We start from the raw sequence: 16960 nt of genomic DNA, 5'->3' as shown, positions 1-16960 counted from the left end.
GGACTCCAAAAGATAGCGTCAGCTTAACTGCGTCGCCGGTCTGTCGTACAGGCTGCGTTTCGTCGCATACTGCGCGGCTTGAATTTCAATCGTTTTACGGAAAAACCCGAATGAAACGTACGCCTCATCTGCTCGCCATCCAGTCCCATGTGGTGTTCGGCCACGCCGGCAACAGCGCTGCGGTTTTTCCGATGCAGCGCGTCGGGGTGAATGTCTGGCCACTCAACACCGTGCAGTTTTCCAACCACACGCAGTACGGCCAATGGGCGGGCGAAGTGCTGCCGCCGCAGCAGATTCCCGAATTGATCGAAGGCATCGCGGCCATCGGCGAGCTGGGCAACTGCGACGCGGTGCTGTCCGGCTATCTCGGCAGCGCGGCGCAGGGCCGGGCGATTCTCAGTGGTGTGGCGCGCATCAAAGCGGTCAATCCCAAGGCTTTGTATCTGTGCGATCCGGTGATGGGGCATCCGGAGAAGGGTTGCAGTGTGCCCGCCGAAGTCAGCGACTTTCTGTTGGACGAGGCGGCCGCCGTGGCGGACTTCATGTGCCCGAATCAACTGGAGCTGGACAGCTTCTCCGGGCGCAAGCCGCAGTCGCTGTTCGATTGCCTGGCGATGGCGCGGGCGCTACTGGCGCGTGGGCCGAAAGCCGTGCTGGTCAAGCATCTGGATTACCCGGGCAAGCCGGCGGATGGTTTCGAGATGTTGTTGGTAACCGCCGAGGGCAGTTGGCATCTGCGTCGCCCGCTGCTGGCATTTCCGCGTCAGCCGGTGGGCGTGGGCGACCTGACGTCCGGATTGTTCCTGGCGCGGGTTTTACTGGGAGACAGTCTGGTCGCTGCGTTCGAATTCACGGCGGCGGCAGTGCATGAAGTGCTGCTGGAGACTCAGGCGTGCGCCAGTTATGAGCTGCAACTGGTGCGGGCGCAGGATCGGATTGCGCATCCGCGGGTGAAGTTCGAGGCGACCGCGATCAGTCTGTAAGACCGCGTTACCCCATTCGCGAGCAGGCTTGCTCCCACATTTGGTTTTGTGTACGCCACCGATCCTATGTGGGAGCGAGCCTGCTCGCGAAAGCTTTCGTCAGAGCGCTACCAATCTCAGGCGTCGCCCTTGATCTCCTGATAGCGCTTTTCCAGCTCTTGGCGAATCTGCCGGCGCTGCTGAGCCTGCATGTAGCGGCGTTTGTCTTCACTGTTTTGCGGTTGCAGCGGCGGCACGGCGGCCGGTTTGCGCTGGTCATCCACCGCGACCATGGTGAAGAAACAGCTATTGGTGTGGCGCACCGAGCGCTCACGGATGTTTTCCGTCACCACTTTGATGCCGACCTCCATCGAGGTATTGCCGGTGTAGTTGACCGACGCGAGGAAGGTCACCAGTTCGCCAACATGAATCGGCTCGCGGAAAATCACTTGATCCACCGACAGCGTCACCACGTAGCGGCCGGCATAACGGCTCGCGCAGGCGTAGGCCACTTCGTCGAGGTATTTGAGCAGGGTGCCGCCGTGGACATTGCCAGAGAAGTTGGCCATGTCGGGGGTCATCAGTACCGTCATCGACAGCTGGGCGTTTCCGGGTTCCATAACGTTCTCACGGATCAAGGCTGGTTTGCTGGAAGCGCCTCTGCGGGCGCCTGGTCGCTTTTCAAAAGCACCGTTATCGGGACGCCGGGCGACTGGCCGCCGTCACGCCGGGATCGATCTGTTTCCATATATTGCACCGCCTTTCAGGCGTAAGTCGCGGTGTTACCCTGCAAAAGCCCACCCCAAGGGCAATTCCCACACGAAAAGCGGATTTTTACCCTGCTCGCTCAGATCTTTCTGACGCCTGACTGCGAGCCTCGTCATTCAAGGAGCCCACGCCATGCATGCCATCAGTTTTATTCAGGACCTGGCAGTGATCATGTTGGTCGCGGGTGTGGTGACTGTCCTGTTTCACCGTTTCAAGCAGCCGGTGGTGCTGGGCTACATCGTCGCGGGATTCATCATCGGCCCGCACACCCCGCCATTCGGCCTGATCCACGATGAAGAAACCATCAAGACCCTCGCCGAGCTGGGGGTGATCTTCCTGATGTTCTGTCTCGGGCTGGAGTTCAGCCTGCGCAAGCTGTTCAAGGTCGGCGCCACGGCGTTTATTGCGGCGTTCCTCGAAATCGTCCTGATGATCTGGATTGGCTATGAAATAGGTCGCTGGTTCGACTGGAACACCATGGATTCGCTGTTCCTCGGCGCAATTCTGGCGATCTCCTCGACCACCATCATCGTCAAGGCGCTCAATGATCTGAAGATGAAGAACGAGCGTTTTGCGCAGTTGATCTTCGGCGTGCTGATCGTCGAGGACATTCTCGGCATCGGCATCATCGCTTTGCTCTCAAGCATCGCGGTCAGCGGCACCGTCAGTTCCGGCGAAGTGTTCTCCACGGTGGGCAAGTTGTCGCTGTTCATGATCGTCGCACTGGTCATCGGCATTCTGCTGGTGCCACGTTTGCTGGCCTACGTCGCCAAATTCGAAAGCAACGAGATGCTGCTGATCACCGTGCTGGGCCTGTGTTTCGGCTTCTGCCTGCTGGTGGTCAAGCTCGAATACAGCATGGTGCTGGGCGCGTTCCTGATCGGCGCGATCATGGCCGAGTCGCGGCAACTGCTGAAGATCGAGCGGCTGATCGAGCCGGTTCGTGACCTGTTCAGCGCGATTTTCTTTGTCGCCATCGGCTTGATGCTCGACCCGATGATTCTTCTCCAGTACGCGTGGCCGATTGCGGTCATCACTGTAGCGGTGGTGCTTGGCAAGATGCTGTCCTGCGGGCTCGGTGCGTTTATCGCCGGCAATGACGGACGCACCTCACTGCGGGTAGGGATGGGGCTGTCACAGATTGGCGAATTTTCCTTCATCATCGCCGCGCTCGGGATGACTTTGCAGGTCACCAGCAACTTCCTCTATCCGGTGGCCGTGGCGGTGTCGGTCATCACCACGCTGCTGACGCCTTACCTCATTCGCGCGGCTGACCCCCTGTCGATCAAGCTGTCCGCCGCAATGCCTAAGCGTCTCGGGCGTGTGTTCGGGATGTACGGCGAGTGGCTGCGCAGCATCCAGCCGCAAGGCGAAGGCGCCATGCTGGCGTCGATGATCCGGCGGATTCTGTTGCAGGTGGGGGTCAATCTGGCGCTGGTGGTTGCGATCTTCTTCGCCGGAGCGTACTTCGCAGAACGCATCTCGCTGTCGCTGCACGACTGGATCAACGATCCGAGCTGGCAGAAGGCGTTGATCTGGGGCGGGGCCTTGATGGTGTCGCTGCCGTTCCTGATCGCCGCCTATCGCAAGCTCAAGGCGTTGTCGATGCTGCTGGCCGAGATGGGCGTGAAGCCGGAGATGGCCGGAAGGCACACGCAGCGAGTGCGCCGGGTGATCTCCGAGGTGATCCCGATTCTCTCGCTGCTGGTGATTTTCCTGCTGCTGGCAGCCTTGTCGGCCAGTATTCTGCCGACCAACAAGTTGCTCGTGCTGATCGCCGTGGTCGCGGCCGCCGTGGCGGCGCTGCTCTGGCGCTGGTTCATCCGCGTGCACACACGGATGCAGGTGGCTTTGCTGGAAACCCTCGACAATCACAAGGAGTCGTCGGGGCATTGACCACTTGGCGCGTTGGGCGAATCAGCTTTCCAGCCAGACGTCCCGCGCCCAGTGCCACACCGATTCCCAGGATTCTTCGGTGATCAGCTCTTCTTCGCCGGACCACAGCACCACGGTGCCGTCTTCTTCGACGCAGTAATAGTTGTCGCCGTCCTGGCAGATCGGGATCAGATCGCGCGGCACGCCGGCGTCCCAGGCATTCGCTGCCACATCCGGCAAATAGGTATGCGATTGCGGGTCGGTGACAGTCACCGGCTCCAGGCTGCCGTAAACCACGTCGCTGACGGTCAGCAAAAACTCTTTGAAGACGAACGGAATGTTGATGAAGAGTTCTTCTTCGACTTCCACCAGTTGGTCTTCGTCAGGCAACTCCAATGGAACCGGTACGGGTTCGTTGGCTTCGCGCAGTTGTTCGATGATTTCTTCCACGTCCGGGATCCTCTTGCTTGAATGGCGCGGTTTATATGGGCCGGTTTATACAGTAGCTCGCTATAGATGCAACCGCGAAATAGAAAAACCCCGGACAAGTCCGGGGTTTTCTTCAACCGTTGCCTGACGCAGAAGGGATCAACCGTTCTGGCGGATACCGGCTACCAGCCAAGGCTGGTTTTCGCCTTGCGGACGTTCCATGTTCCAGCTTTCGCTGAAGACTTCGCCCTGGTCGAAACGCGAGGTCTTCGACACACCGCTGAAGGTCAGGGTGGCGATGGTCTTGTCGGCACGGTCATCCACGCCGTCCAGTTGCACCTGAAGGTTGTCGATGTAGGTCGACTGGAAGCCGTCGCCCAGATCCGCACGCTCACGCTTGAGGAACTCAAGCATTTGCGGGGTCACGAACTCGGCGATCTTGTCCATTTCGTTAGCGTCCCAGTGTTGCTGCAGCGACTGGAAGTGGCTGCGCGCAGCGGCCAGGAAGTTCTGTTCGTTGAACCAGGCTGGCGCGTTGATTACCGGACGGGCGGCAGCCGGAGCAGCCGAACCACCGAAGATCGAACCCATGCCAGCAGGCTTCTGCTCGAATGCCTCACGCTGCATCGGCGCGCCGGCCGGAGCCAGGTGCTCCTGTTGCCTGCGTCGACGAGCGGCGATGAAGCGGAAGATCACGAACGCGATCAGGGCCATGATCAGGATGTCGAAAATCTGCATGCCCTGGAAGCCGCCACCCATGAACATGGAAGCGAGCAGGCCACCGGCGGCGATGCCGGCCAGAGGGCCGAGCCATTTCGAAGCGCCGCCAGCCTTGGCAGCAGCACCGGCGGCACCGGCAGCACCCGCGGTCGCCGCAGCACCGCCCATGCCTGGAGAAGAAGGAGCCATCTGGCTGGTCTGGTGCGTCGGCGCAGCGCCGGCGCTTTTGCCACCACCAAAGCGCTTGGCATTGGCGTCGAGGCTCATCGTCAGGCCGATGCACAACGCCATGGCGATGCTAAGAAAACGTTTCATAAAGGGAATTCCCGTTTGTGGAGACACGCGCGCCATGTTGCACAGCTCAAGTGGCACTGGCTAGCGAGAGAGTGTTTCGGGCTTTTGCCTGACAGCTTACGTTCAGCTCGGTCGCGGCAATAGGACCCTGTACTTTTGTCTGTAGGAAAAAGGGATAGGTTCAGCGGGAAATGTTGCCTAGCGACGAAACGCCAGCATCACCACACCGGCAGTGATCAAGCCGATACCGCCCCATTGGCGCAGATCGAGTTTCTCACCCAGCAACATCACGCCAAGTACCGCCACCAACACCACACTGAGCTTGTCCACCGGAGCGACCAGTGAAGCCGGGCCCACCTTTAACGCGCGGAAGTAGCACAGCCACGACGCGCCGGTGCCCAGACCGGACAGCAACAGGAACAGATAGCTCTTGGCGGATATCGATCCCAACGACTGATATTGGCCCGTGGCGTACAGAATCAAGGCCAGACTGACGAGTACCACGATGGTGCGCAGCAGGGTGGCGAAATCGGAATTGACGTTTTCGATGCCGATTTTGCCGAAGATCGCCGTCAAAGCAGCGAAAGTCGCCGAGAGCAGGGCCCAGAATGTCCAGGAAGAAAAGAAGCCTGAGCCCATGGTGTTGCCTCCAGTGTTCATGTGCGATCGTTCCCACGCTCTGCGTGGTAACGCCGCCATGGACGCTCCGCGTCCACAGTGACGCGGAGCGTCACGGGATGCATTCCCACGCCGAGCGTGGGAACGATGAGCAACGACGGGCTGCCTTTAGATCGCTTCCAGCTTCGCGTACCCCAGCATCAGCCACTTACTGCCTTCGCTGAAGTTCACCTGCACTCGGGCCTGTGCACCTGCACCTTCGAAGTTGAGGATCACGCCGTCACCGAATATCGAGTGACGAACTGTTTGCCCAAGGCTGAACCCCGTTTCCGGAATCTCGCTGCCGCTGAACAGGTTGCTGCCGCTCATCGACTGATTGCCGCCGAACGGTCGGCTGACGCTGTTCGACAGGCGTACTTCCTGAATCAGACCTTTCGGCACTTCGCGCACGAAACGCGAGACCTTGTTGTAGGTTTCGCTGCCGTACAGGCGTCGGGTTTCAGCATAGGTCATCACCAGATTCTGCATCGCCCGGGTGATGCCCACGTAGGCCAGGCGCCGCTCTTCCTCGAGACGGCCAGGTTCTTCCAGGCTCATCTTGTGCGGGAACAAGCCTTCTTCCATGCCCACCAGGAACACGTAAGGGAATTCCAGGCCTTTGGCGCTGTGCAGCGTCATCAACTGAATGCTGTCTTCATGCTCGTCAGCCTGCGTGTCGCCGGCTTCCAGCGAAGCGTGGCCGAGGAAGGCCGCCAGTGGCGTCAGTTCTTCGTCGTCTTCGGTGTTCTCGAAGTTGCGCGCGGCGCTGACCAGCTCCTCAAGGTTTTCTACCCGGGCCTGGCCTTTCTCGCCTTTTTCCGCTTCGTGATAAGCGATCAGCCCCGATTGCTCGATGACAGTCTGGGTCATCAGGTGCAGCGGCATCTCCATGCACTTGGCGGCGAGGTTCTCGATCAGTTCGATAAAAGCACCCAGCGCACCGGCGGCGCGACCGGTCAGGCCTTTATTGGCGACCAGTTGGCGCATCGCTTCCCACATCGACACATCGCTGTGACGGGCGTGGTCGCGGATCGCTTCGACGGTTTTCTCGCCGATGCCGCGAGCCGGAACGTTGATCACCCGTTCCAGCGCGGCATCGTTGCCGCGACCTTCGAGCAGGCGCAGGTAGGCCATGGCGTTCTTGATTTCCGCGCGCTCGAAGAAGCGCTGGCCGCCATAGATGCGGTAGGGAATGCGCTCACGCAGCAAGGCTTCTTCCAGAACGCGCGATTGAGCGTTGGAGCGGTACAGAATCGCGATATCGCTACGAGCCAAGCCGGTTTTCAGCGCGCTTTCGATGGTTTCGACAACGTAGCGTGCTTCGTCGTGTTCGTTGAACGCGGCGTACAGATTGATCGCTTCGCCATCGCCGCCATCGGTCCACAGCTCTTTGCCGAGACGACCGGTGTTATTGGCGATCAGAGCGTTGGCGGCTTTGAGAATGCCAGCGGTGGAGCGGTAGTTTTGCTCCAGGCGAATGGTCACCGAATCCGGGAAGTCGGACGAGTACTGATGAATGTTCTCGATTTTCGCGCCGCGCCAACCGTAGATCGACTGGTCGTCGTCGCCGACCACCATCAGGCTGTCGCCACCCTTGCCGACCAGACGCAACCAGGCGTACTGCACGGCGTTGGTGTCCTGGAACTCGTCCACCAGAATGTGCCGGAAACGCTTTTGATAATGCGCCAGCAGGCCCGGGTGATCGCGCCACAGATCGAGGGCGCGCAGCAGCAGTTCGGAGAAGTCGATGACGCCGGCGCGCTGACACGCGGCCTCGTAGGCCTCATAAATGCCGCGCATGGTCGCCAGATACAAATCGCCGCTGGCTTGTATGTGTTTGGGACGCAGACCTTCGTCTTTCTGCCCGTTGATGAACCACTGGGCCTGACGGGCCGGCCAGCGTTGTTCGTCGAGGCCAAGCTCGCGGATCACCCGCTTGACCAGGCGTTGCTGGTCATCGCTGTCGAGAATCTGGAAGGTCTGGCTCAGCCCGGCCTCCTGCCAGTGCGCCCGCAGCAAGCGGTGCGCCAGGCCGTGGAAGGTGCCGACCCACATGCCGGCCGGGTTGATACCCAGCAACTGCTCGATGCGATGACGCATCTCGGCAGCGGCCTTGTTGGTGAAGGTCACCGACAAAATGGAGTGGGGCGAGGCGTTTTCGACCTGGATCAACCAGGCGATACGGTGCACCAGCACTCGGGTTTTACCGGAGCCAGCACCGGCCAGGACCAACTGACGGCCAACGGGGGCGGCTACGGCCTGGCGTTGGGCATCGTTGAGAGAGTTCAGCAGAAGGGAGAGATCATCGCGCATCGGGGCATTCTAGGGTGCGCCGCAGGCCCGGGCAAACCGAGCTTTGCATTAGCCGATGAAAGTGCTGCCGATGACGACCGGTCGGTCACCGGCTACAGGCGTTGGTCCGTCTCGCTTGGAGGGTTTTACCGGCGAGAGAGGCGGGTAAAGTTTCGCCCGATTTATGATCTGGAGCAGTTTGGCAAAGGGGGCGGCTTGTGTATGCTCCGTCCACGTTTCGGGCGCACGCCCTCCTTATAAGAACAAGAACGTTGCCCATGACCCTCAGCGCCGAACTGTCGGGCCCCTCCGTGGAACCCCGGGTTATCCGCAAGCACTATGCCGTTGAAATGGCGGTGGAGCGCACGCGCCTGCTGTATCAGGGCTCCTTGTTGCCCACCCTTTTCATGTTGATCAATGGTCTGGTCTGCGCCGGTTTGCTCTGGAGCCCGCAGCGCTATTTCGTGGTCAGCGTCTGGCTGGTGTGGTTGCTGTCGCTGGTGGCGTTGCGGGTGATTCAGGTCGCGGCGTTCGATTCGGCGATCCCCAACCGTCAGGCCCAACCGATCTGGTTCCGGATGTTCCTGATCGGTTCGACCATGACCGGCCTGACCCTGGCCGGTGCCGGCATCGCTTTGGTGCCTGCAGACAACTTCATTCAGCAAGCCTGGGTGTTCGGCCTGATTGGCGCCGCGACGCTGTCAGCCAGCGTCGCCTATGCAGTGAGCCTTCCAGCGTTTCTGTCGTTTACCTTGCCGTGTCTGTTGCCGGCGATTGGTTTTCTGTTCTGGGGCGGCGATGAACTGGCGCGAGGCTGGGGCTGGCTCGGGCTGATCCTGCTGGGCTCATTGAGCGTGGTGGCGTGGCAGGTCAATCGGCTGATTGATCGCAGCTTGCTGCGGCGCTTTCAGAATCAGCGCCTGATCGAACACCTGCAGCAAACGCAGTCGCGCAGCGAGCAGCTCAATCAAGAGCTGGCGACGGAAATCGACCATCGCCGCTGTGCCGAGGGCAAGTTGCGCGAAGCGCAGGTCGAGCTGGAGGATCGCGTCGCCCAGCGCAGCCGTGAACTGGATGCCGCCAATCAGGCCCTGAGCAAAAGCGAAGCGCGCCTGGCGCTGGCCTTGAAGGCCAGTGAGCTGGGACTGTGGGACTGGAATCTGCAAACCGATGAAGTCCATCACACGCAAATCCAGGAACTGTTCGGCCTCGCCCCGGAATACGTCACGGCGATCCTGCGTGACCTCAAGCCGCGCTTGCACCCGGAAGACGTGCCACCGCTAAAGCATGCGCTGGTCGAACATCTGAAGGGGCGCACCGAGGATTATCAGATCGAGTATCGCGTGCGTCACGGCGATGGCCACTGGGTGTGGATCGAAGACCGTGGTCGCGCCGTGGAGCGCAGCGACAGCGGGCAAGTGATCCGGATGGTCGGCACGCGTCGCGACATCAGTGCCAGCAAAAGCCTTGAAGAGCAGCAGAGGCTGGCGGCGACGGTGTTTGAAGCGGCCAGCGAAGGCATCGTGATTCTCGACCCGAACTACGCGTTGATCGCGATCAATCAGGCCTTCAGTCGGGTCACCGGCTATGACATCGACGACATGCTCGGGCGCAACGTCGTCGAGCTGCCATGCAGCCGCGATGCCCGTCGGCATTACGTAGCGATCCGTCACGCGCTGGAACAGCACGGCAGTTGGCAGGGCGAACTGGTGGAGACCCGCAAGAATGGCGAGTTGTACCCGCAGTGGCTGCAACTGAACGCGGTGCGCGATCATCGGGGAAATGTCAGTCATATCGTCGGTTTCTTCGCCGATCTTTCCGCTCGCCGCGAATCCGAAGAGCGCATGCGTTACCTGACGCACTACGACGAACTCACCGGGCTGGCCAACCGCTCGCTGTTCCGCGAGCGTCTGCACGAAGCGCATCAGCGGGTCCGGCAGGGCGGGCGGCGCAGTCTGGCGCTGCTGCACATCAATCTGGATCGCTTCAAGTTGCTCAACGACAGCCTCGGTCATGAAATCGCTGACCAGTTGCTGCAGAAAATGGCCCGTCGTCTGATTAATGCTTTACCGGAAGCCGACACCATCGCGCGCCTTTCCGGTGATGAATTTGCCGTGCTGTTCGATGCCTACGGCAACCTGTCGAGTCTGGCCCGTGTCGCCACGCGGTTGTCGGCCAAGCTGCGTCTGCCGCTGACTGTGGAAGGGCATGAGCTGGTGGTCAGCGCGTCGATGGGCATCAGCATGCTGCCGGACAATGCGCGGGAGATTTCCGCGCTGGTCAGTCAGTCGAATATGGCCATGCAACATGCCAAGCATCTGGGCGGTAACAACTTCCAGTTCTACACCGAGAGCTTGCAGGCCAGCACCCTTGAGCGTTTGCAACTGGAAAACCAGCTGCGCAAAGCCATCGACGAGAAGCAACTGAAGGTGTTCTACCAGCCGAAGCTGTGTCTGGAGACGGGACGCCTGAATGCGGCGGAGGCGCTGGTGCGCTGGGATCATCCGACGATGGGTCGGGTGCCGCCGGGGGATTTCATCGGGTTGGCCGAGGAGACCGGTCTGATCGGGCCGATCGGTGAGTTCGTGTTGCGTCAGGCCTGCTGGCAGGCGTGCGAATGGCAGCGACAGGGGCTCGCGCCGATTCGTGTTTCGGTGAATCTGTCGGTGCATCAACTGCGTCAGGGCAAACTGGTCAGCCTGGTGCGTCAGGTGCTCGAAGAAACCGGGCTGGCGCCGCACTACCTTGAGCTGGAACTCACCGAAAGCCAGTTGCTCGACAGCGTTGAACACATCATCGCGACGTTCCAGCAACTGCGCGATCTGGGGGTGAAACTGGCCATCGATGATTTCGGCACCGGCTATTCGTCGCTGAGTTACCTCAAGCGCATTCCGGTGGATTACGTGAAGATCGATCAGGCATTCATTCGTGGCCTGGGCGAGGGCAGTGAAGATGCGGCAATCACTCGGGCAATCATTGCCATGGCTCATGGCTTGTCACTGAAAGTGGTGGCCGAAGGGGTTGAGCGGCAGGAGCAGCTGGAATTTTTACGCGCTGAACGTTGCGATGAAGTGCAGGGCTATCTGATCAGCCGACCGGTGGAAGCTGCCGGGCTGGCCGGGCTTTTGCGCGAACAGGAAAACCCGGATTAAGGGCTACATGGATGCCATCGCGCCTGATATGGGGACATGGAGTTACGCATTGAGCAGGCAAAAAGCCGATTCATGTAGTATAACTACAAGCTTGCTACATCCCCGACCATAAGAAGAGTCCAGCCCCTTGAATCTGCTGCAACACATCGCCCAGTCACGTCACCTGTTACGCAAGTCGGAGCTCAAGGTCGCCGACCACGTGCTGCTTGACCCTGCGGCCGTGATGCACAGTTCCATGGCCGACCTGGCCCACAGCGTCGGCATCAGTGAGCCGACCGTCGTGCGCTTCTGTCGCGCCATCGGTTGTTCCGGTTTTCAGGATCTGAAGCTCAAGCTTGCGCAAAGCCTGGCGGCGGGTGCCAGCTTCGGCCAGTTCGCGATCCATGAAGACGACTCGGTCGCCGATTACAGCCTGAAGATTTTCGACACCACGCTGCACACGCTGATGGAGGTTCGCGAGAAGCTCGATCCGGTGGAGTTGCAGCGCGCGGTGACGCTGATGTCGCAGGCGCAGCGTGTCGAGTTCTACGGCTTCGGTGCCTCAGGCGCGGTGGCGGCGGATGCCCAGCACAAGTTCTTTCGCCTGCTGCTGACGGCGGCGGCGTATTCCGATCCGCACATGCAGGCGATGTCGGCGGTAACGTTGAAGCCGACGGACGTGGCGATCTGCATTTCCCAGTCCGGGCGTTCGAAAGACCTGCTGATCACCGCCAACCTCGTTCGCGAGAGCGGTGCGTCGCTGATCACGCTGTGTCCGAGCCAGACGCCGTTGGCGGAGCTGTCCACCGTCAACCTGGCGATCGATGTGCACGAAGACACCGAAATCTATACGCCGCTGACCTCGCGGATCGCCCATCTGGTGGTGATCGACGTGCTGGCGATGGGCGTGGCCATGGCGCGCGGGCCGAGCCTGGTCAATCACCTGAAGAGTGTGAAGCGCAGCCTGCGCAGCTTGCGGCTGTCGCCGAAAGCGGTGAAAGCGCTGGATGACTGATGACTGACGTCATCGTAAGCTCGTTCCGACCTTAATCGCGGGCAAGCCCGCTCCCACAGTGGCAGGTGGTTTTCACAAATATTGTGTTCGACACAAAGCTCTGTGGGAGCGGGCTTGCCCGCGATGGCGTCCGCAAAAAACAACGCAAATTCATTGGACTGTCATCCTCCGGCAGCCAAACCGTCATCCCTCACGCCTATCGTGAAACTCCCGTAAACGCCTTGGGAGACTCGAAATGGCTCAGCCTTACGAAGAACGCAACAGCGCCGCGAAAACCCGTCGTCAGCAGGAAGACCAGCGCCGCATGGAGTTTCGCCGCGCTATCGAAGATCGCTTCGAACTTCGTCAGCTTCAAGCCGAAATCGGCGACTTTCCCGAAATCAATCACTGGCAGGCAGCGCCCGCAGCTTCCCGTCGAAACGCTCAACCAGCGCGCTGATCTGCACGCGCTCGCTGCGGATAAACGCCAGGAAGGCGTGCGCCACCGGTGACAGCCGTTTGGCCTTCGCTTGCACCAGGCACCAACTGCGAAACAGCGGCAGCTCCTCGACCGGCAACTCCACCAGGCCGCCGGTCGCCAGTTCCAGGTTCAGGGCGTGGCGCGTCAACAGCGCCAGGCCCAGACCCGCCAACACGCATTCGCGCTGGGCTTCGGCCGAAGCGACCTCCTGGGTCTGAGTGAAGTGCACGCGCTTTTCCTTGAAATACTCCTCACACGCCAAACGTGTACCCGAACCCGGTTCGCGAATCAGCAATGTGTACGGTTCAAGGTCCTGCAAGCGCAACGGGCCCATGTGTGCCAGCGGATGATCCGGACGCGCCACGGCAACAATCGGATTATTGAGAAACGGCAGAAACTCCAGGCCCATGTCTTGCGGCACCATCGACATGATCACCAGGTCGTCGCGGTTGTCGGAGAGGCGGCGAATCACCTGGCCCCGGTTGACCACGGTCAGTTGCAGGTTCACTTCCGGATGCTGGCGCTTGAACGCTGCGAACAGGTGCGGCACGAAGTATTTGGCGCTGGATTCCACCGCGAGTTTCAGTTGGCCCTGCAGCGAGCCCTGCATGTCCGACAGCTGCATATCGAGATTTTCCAGGCGCCCGAAAATATCCCGACTGGCCCGTTGGAGTGCTTCGGCGGCCTCGGTCATGTAGAGTTTTTTGCCGACGTAATCGAATAATGGCTGGCCGATCAGCTCTTCCAGCTGACGAATCTGTAGGCTCACAGCCGGTTGTGTGAGCGACATTTCCTCCGCCGCGCGGCTGTAAGAACGCAAATCGCACACTTCGTTGAAGATCTGCAATTGACGCAATGTCATACGCATCAAGGACTTACGCATTTTCTACAGGCTCTGAACGCGGGAAGATGCGCTGACTATAAGTCTTTACTTATGCCTGACCCAATTTTTATTCATTTTTGTTAATCCCTCATGAGCGCTAGTGTGGACCTGCGACTAAATTGAAACATTTGGTCACGCGTCGACCTGGGTCTAGCAGGTCGTGGTGCCACCGGCTCAAGGGAACCTCCAAGTGATAACAAAGATCCTGATCGCCAACCGTGGTGAGATTGCCGTACGAATCGTGAGGGCCTGCGCCGAAATGGGCATTCGCTCGGTTGCGATTTTTTCCGACGCCGACCGTCATGCGTTGCATGTGAAGCGTGCGGACGAGGCCCATAGCATCGGTGCCGAGCCATTGGCCGGTTACCTCAACCCGCGCAAATTGGTGAACCTGGCGGTTGAAACCGGCTGCGATGCGTTGCACCCCGGTTACGGTTTCCTTTCGGAAAACGCCGAGCTGGCAGACATCTGCGCCGAGCGCGGCATCAAATTCATCGGCCCTTCGGCAGAAGTCATTCGCCGCATGGGCGACAAGACCGAAGCCCGGCGCAGCATGATCAAGGCCGGCGTACCGGTGACGCCGGGCACCGAAGGCAACGTTGCCGATATCGAAGAGGCGTTGGCCGAGGGCGACCGTATCGGTTACCCGGTGATGCTCAAGGCCACTTCCGGTGGTGGCGGTCGCGGTATCCGTCGTTGCAACAGCCGCGAAGAACTCGAACAGAATTTCCCCCGCGTCATCTCCGAAGCCACCAAGGCCTTCGGTTCGGCGGAAGTGTTCCTGGAAAAATGCATCGTCAATCCCAAGCACATCGAAGCGCAGATCCTCGGCGACAGCTTTGGCAACGTCGTGCACCTGTTCGAGCGGGACTGCTCGATCCAGCGCCGTAACCAGAAGCTCATCGAAATCGCTCCGAGCCCGCAACTGACCCCGGAACAGCGCGCCTACATCGGCGACCTGTCGGTGCGTGCGGCCAAGGCTGTCGGCTACGAGAACGCCGGCACCGTGGAGTTCCTGCTCGCCGAGGGCGAGGTGTACTTCATGGAGATGAACACCCGGGTGCAGGTGGAACACACCATCACCGAAGAAATCACCGGGATCGACATTGTCCGCGAACAGATCCGCATCGCCTCCGGCCTGCCGCTGTCGGTGAAGCAGGAAGACATTCAGCACCGTGGCTTCGCGCTCCAGTTCCGCATCAACGCCGAAGACCCGAAAAACAACTTCCTGCCGAGCTTCGGCAAGATCACCCGTTACTACGCCCCCGGCGGTCCGGGTGTGCGCACCGACACGGCGATCTACACCGGTTACACCATCCCGCCGTTCTACGACTCGATGTGCCTGAAGCTGGTGGTCTGGGCGCTGACCTGGGAAGAGGCGATGGACCGTGGCCTGCGCGCCCTCGACGACATGCGTCTGCAAGGCGTGAAAACCACCGCTGCCTACTATCAGGAAATCCTGCGCAACCCGGAATTCCGTAGCGGCCAGTTCAATACCAGCTTCGTTGAAAGCCATCCTGAACTGACCAACTACTCGATCAAGCGCAAACCCGAAGAGCTGGCCCTGGCCATCGCCGCCGCCATCGCCGCCCACGCAGGCCTGTGAGGAATACAACAATGTCCAAGAAGATTTTTGTCACCGATACCATCCTGCGCGACGCTCACCAATCGCTGCTCGCCACCCGCATGCGCACCGAAGACATGCTGCCGATCTGCGACAAGCTCGACAAAGTCGGCTACTGGTCGCTGGAATGCTGGGGCGGCGCGACGTTCGATGCCTGCGTACGTTTTCTGAAAGAGGACCCGTGGGAGCGCCTGCGCCAACTGCGTGCGGCGTTGCCTAACACCCGCCTGCAAATGCTCCTGCGCGGGCAGAACCTGCTGGGCTACCGCCACTACAGCGACGACGTGGTCAAAGCCTTCGTCGCCAAGGCTGCGGTCAACGGCATTGACGTGTTCCGCATCTTCGACGCGATGAACGATGTGCGTAACCTGCGCGTGGCCATCGAAGCGGTGAAAGCGGCCGGCAAACATGCCCAAGGCACCATCGCTTACACCACCAGCCCGGTGCACACCATCGACGCCTTTGTGGCGCAAGCCAAACAAATGGAAGCCATGGGTTGCGACTCGGTGGCGATCAAGGACATGGCCGGTCTGTTGACTCCGTATGCCACCGGCGAGCTGGTCCGGGCGTTGAAAGCCGAGCAGTCGTTGCCAGTGTTCATCCACTCCCACGACACCGCTGGCCTGGCGACCATGTGCCAACTGAAGGCCATCGAAAACGGCGCCGACCACATCGATACCGCGATCTCCAGCTTCGCCTCGGGCACCAGCCACCCGGGCACCGAGTCGATGGTCGCTGCCCTCAAAGGCACCGAGTACGACACCGGCCTGAATCTGGAATTGCTGCAGGAAATCGGCCTGTACTTCTACGCTGTGCGCAAGAAGTACCACCAGTTCGAAAGCGAGTTCACCGCTGTCGATACCCGTGTGCAGGTCAACCAGGTGCCGGGCGGGATGATCTCCAACCTCGCCAACCAGTTGAAAGAGCAGGGCGCACTGAACCGCATGGGCGAAGTGCTGGCGGAAATCCCGCGCGTGCGTGAAGACCTCGGCTTCCCGCCGCTGGTGACCCCGACTTCGCAGATCGTCGGCACTCAGGCGTTCTTCAACGTGCTGGCCGGCGAGCGTTACAAGACCATCACCAACGAAGTGAAGCTTTACCTGCAAGGTGGCTACGGCAAGGCACCGGGCGTGGTTAACGAAAAACTGCGTCGTCAGGCCATTGGCAGCGAAGAGGTTATCGACGTGCGTCCGGCCGACCTGCTCAAGCCGGAAATGACCAAGCTGCGTGCCGACATCGGCGCCTTGGCCAAGTCGGAAGAAGACGTGCTGACCTTCGCCATGTTCCCGGACATCGGCCGCAAGTTCCTCGAAGAACGTGCCGCCGGCACCCTCGTGCCGGAAGTGCTGCTGCCGATTCCCGAGGCTGGTGCAGTGGCGTCGGCAGGTGGCGAAGGTGTACCGACCGAGTTCGTCATCGACGTCCACGGCGAAACCTACCGCGTCGACATCACCGGTGTCGGTGTGAAGGCTGAAGGCAAGCGTCACTTCTACCTGTCCATCGACGGCATGCCGGAAGAGGTGGTGTTCGAGCCGCTCAACGAATTCGTCGGCGGTGGCAGCAGCAAACGCAAACAGGCGTCCGCGCCGGGTCACGTCAGCACCACCATGCCGGGCAACATCGTCGATGTGCTGGTCAAGGAAGGCGACACCGTCAAGGCCGGCCAGGCAGTACTGATCACCGAAGCCATGAAAATGGAGACCGAAGTCCAGGCCGCCATTGCCGGCAAGGTCACTGCTATCCACGTCGCTAAAGGCGACCGGGTGAACCCGGGCGAAATCCTGATCGAGATCGAAGGCTGAGATAACAGCCGCGATCCAACGCTTTAAACCTCGGGGGAGCATGGTGCT

General features: G+C 60.4%; 13 protein-coding genes. 7 read left to right on the top strand and 6 right to left on the bottom strand.

Going from position 1 to position 16960, the window contains the following annotated elements; all coding sequences use genetic code 11:
- Nucleotides 1–110 precede the first annotated feature (110 nt).
- On the top strand, nucleotides 111–983 hold the full coding sequence (gene pdxY, locus KI231_RS29480) for a pyridoxal kinase PdxY (protein WP_166221993.1): 873 nt from the start codon (nucleotides 111–113) through the stop codon (nucleotides 981–983).
- Between the two features lie 116 nt (nucleotides 984–1099).
- On the opposite strand, the gene KI231_RS29475 is transcribed toward pdxY, so the two are convergent.
- Nucleotides 1100–1582 (bottom strand): acyl-CoA thioesterase, encoded by a 483-nt coding sequence (locus KI231_RS29475; RefSeq protein ID WP_003229693.1) that lies wholly within the window; start codon nucleotides 1580–1582, stop codon nucleotides 1100–1102.
- A 280-nt stretch (nucleotides 1583–1862) separates the two neighbouring features.
- On the opposite strand from KI231_RS29475, the gene KI231_RS29470 reads away from it, so the two are divergent.
- Nucleotides 1863–3626, top strand: a complete 1764-nt coding sequence (locus KI231_RS29470; protein WP_213027029.1) for a cation:proton antiporter — start codon at nucleotides 1863–1865, stop codon at nucleotides 3624–3626.
- Between the two features lie 21 nt (nucleotides 3627–3647).
- Here KI231_RS29470 and KI231_RS29465 read toward each other — a convergent pair whose 3' ends face one another.
- The 4 genes from KI231_RS29465 to uvrD all read right to left on the bottom strand — a co-directional run bounded on the left by KI231_RS29465 (nucleotide 3648) and on the right by uvrD (nucleotide 8018).
- Nucleotides 3648–4055, bottom strand: coding sequence for an SMI1/KNR4 family protein (locus KI231_RS29465; protein ID WP_007995855.1), 408 nt, complete (start codon nucleotides 4053–4055; stop codon nucleotides 3648–3650).
- Nucleotides 4056–4193: 138 nt separating this feature from the next.
- Nucleotides 4194–5069 carry a Tim44 domain-containing protein gene (locus KI231_RS29460; protein WP_213027028.1) on the bottom strand — a complete coding sequence of 292 codons (876 nt, stop codon included), beginning with the start codon at nucleotides 5067–5069 and terminating at the stop codon, nucleotides 4194–4196.
- Nucleotides 5070–5246: 177 nt separating this feature from the next.
- Nucleotides 5247–5687 carry an EamA family transporter gene (locus KI231_RS29455; protein ID WP_103302756.1) on the bottom strand — a complete coding sequence of 147 codons (441 nt, stop codon included), beginning with the start codon at nucleotides 5685–5687 and terminating at the stop codon, nucleotides 5247–5249.
- A gap of 147 nt (nucleotides 5688–5834) precedes the next feature.
- Nucleotides 5835–8018: a DNA helicase II gene (gene uvrD, locus KI231_RS29450; RefSeq protein ID WP_213027027.1), complete on the bottom strand. Its 2184-nt coding sequence runs from the start codon at nucleotides 8016–8018 to the stop codon at nucleotides 5835–5837.
- Between the two features lie 257 nt (nucleotides 8019–8275).
- Here uvrD and KI231_RS29445 point away from each other — a divergent pair, with 257 nt between their 5' ends.
- The 3 genes from KI231_RS29445 (at nucleotide 8276) to KI231_RS29435 (ending at nucleotide 12582) form a co-directional block, all read left to right on the top strand.
- Nucleotides 8276–11149, top strand: a complete 2874-nt coding sequence (locus tag KI231_RS29445) for a GGDEF domain-containing phosphodiesterase (protein WP_213027026.1) — start codon at nucleotides 8276–8278, stop codon at nucleotides 11147–11149.
- A gap of 127 nt (nucleotides 11150–11276) precedes the next feature.
- Nucleotides 11277–12143, top strand: coding sequence for a transcriptional regulator HexR (hexR, locus tag KI231_RS29440; RefSeq protein ID WP_213027025.1), 867 nt, complete (start codon nucleotides 11277–11279; stop codon nucleotides 12141–12143).
- A 235-nt stretch (nucleotides 12144–12378) separates the two neighbouring features.
- The gene (locus KI231_RS29435) at nucleotides 12379–12582 is read left to right on the top strand and encodes a PA3496 family putative envelope integrity protein (protein ID WP_103302750.1); all 204 of its coding nucleotides are present in this window, start codon (nucleotides 12379–12381) and stop codon (nucleotides 12580–12582) included.
- Here KI231_RS29435 and KI231_RS29430 read toward each other — a convergent pair.
- Entirely contained in the window at nucleotides 12524–13486 is a 963-nt protein-coding gene (locus KI231_RS29430) for a LysR family transcriptional regulator (protein ID WP_103302748.1), read from the bottom strand. The two genes, KI231_RS29435 and KI231_RS29430, sit on opposite strands and share 59 nt — an antisense overlap.
- 190 nt (nucleotides 13487–13676) lie before the next feature.
- Between KI231_RS29430 and KI231_RS29425 the strand changes: the two genes are divergently transcribed.
- Entirely contained in the window at nucleotides 13677–15092 is a 1416-nt protein-coding gene (locus KI231_RS29425; RefSeq protein ID WP_025112637.1) for an acetyl-CoA carboxylase biotin carboxylase subunit, read from the top strand.
- Between the two features lie 11 nt (nucleotides 15093–15103).
- Nucleotides 15104–16912: a sodium-extruding oxaloacetate decarboxylase subunit alpha gene (gene oadA / locus KI231_RS29420; protein ID WP_123536726.1), complete on the top strand. Its 1809-nt coding sequence runs from the start codon at nucleotides 15104–15106 to the stop codon at nucleotides 16910–16912.
- The last annotated feature ends 48 nt before the right edge of the window (nucleotides 16913–16960 follow it).

The organism is Pseudomonas sp. Seg1, assembly GCF_018326005.1.
Lineage (GTDB): Bacteria > Pseudomonadota > Gammaproteobacteria > Pseudomonadales > Pseudomonadaceae > Aquipseudomonas.
Note: the sequence above shows the minus strand (reverse complement) of the source record. Positions and strands in the feature narration are given on the sequence as shown.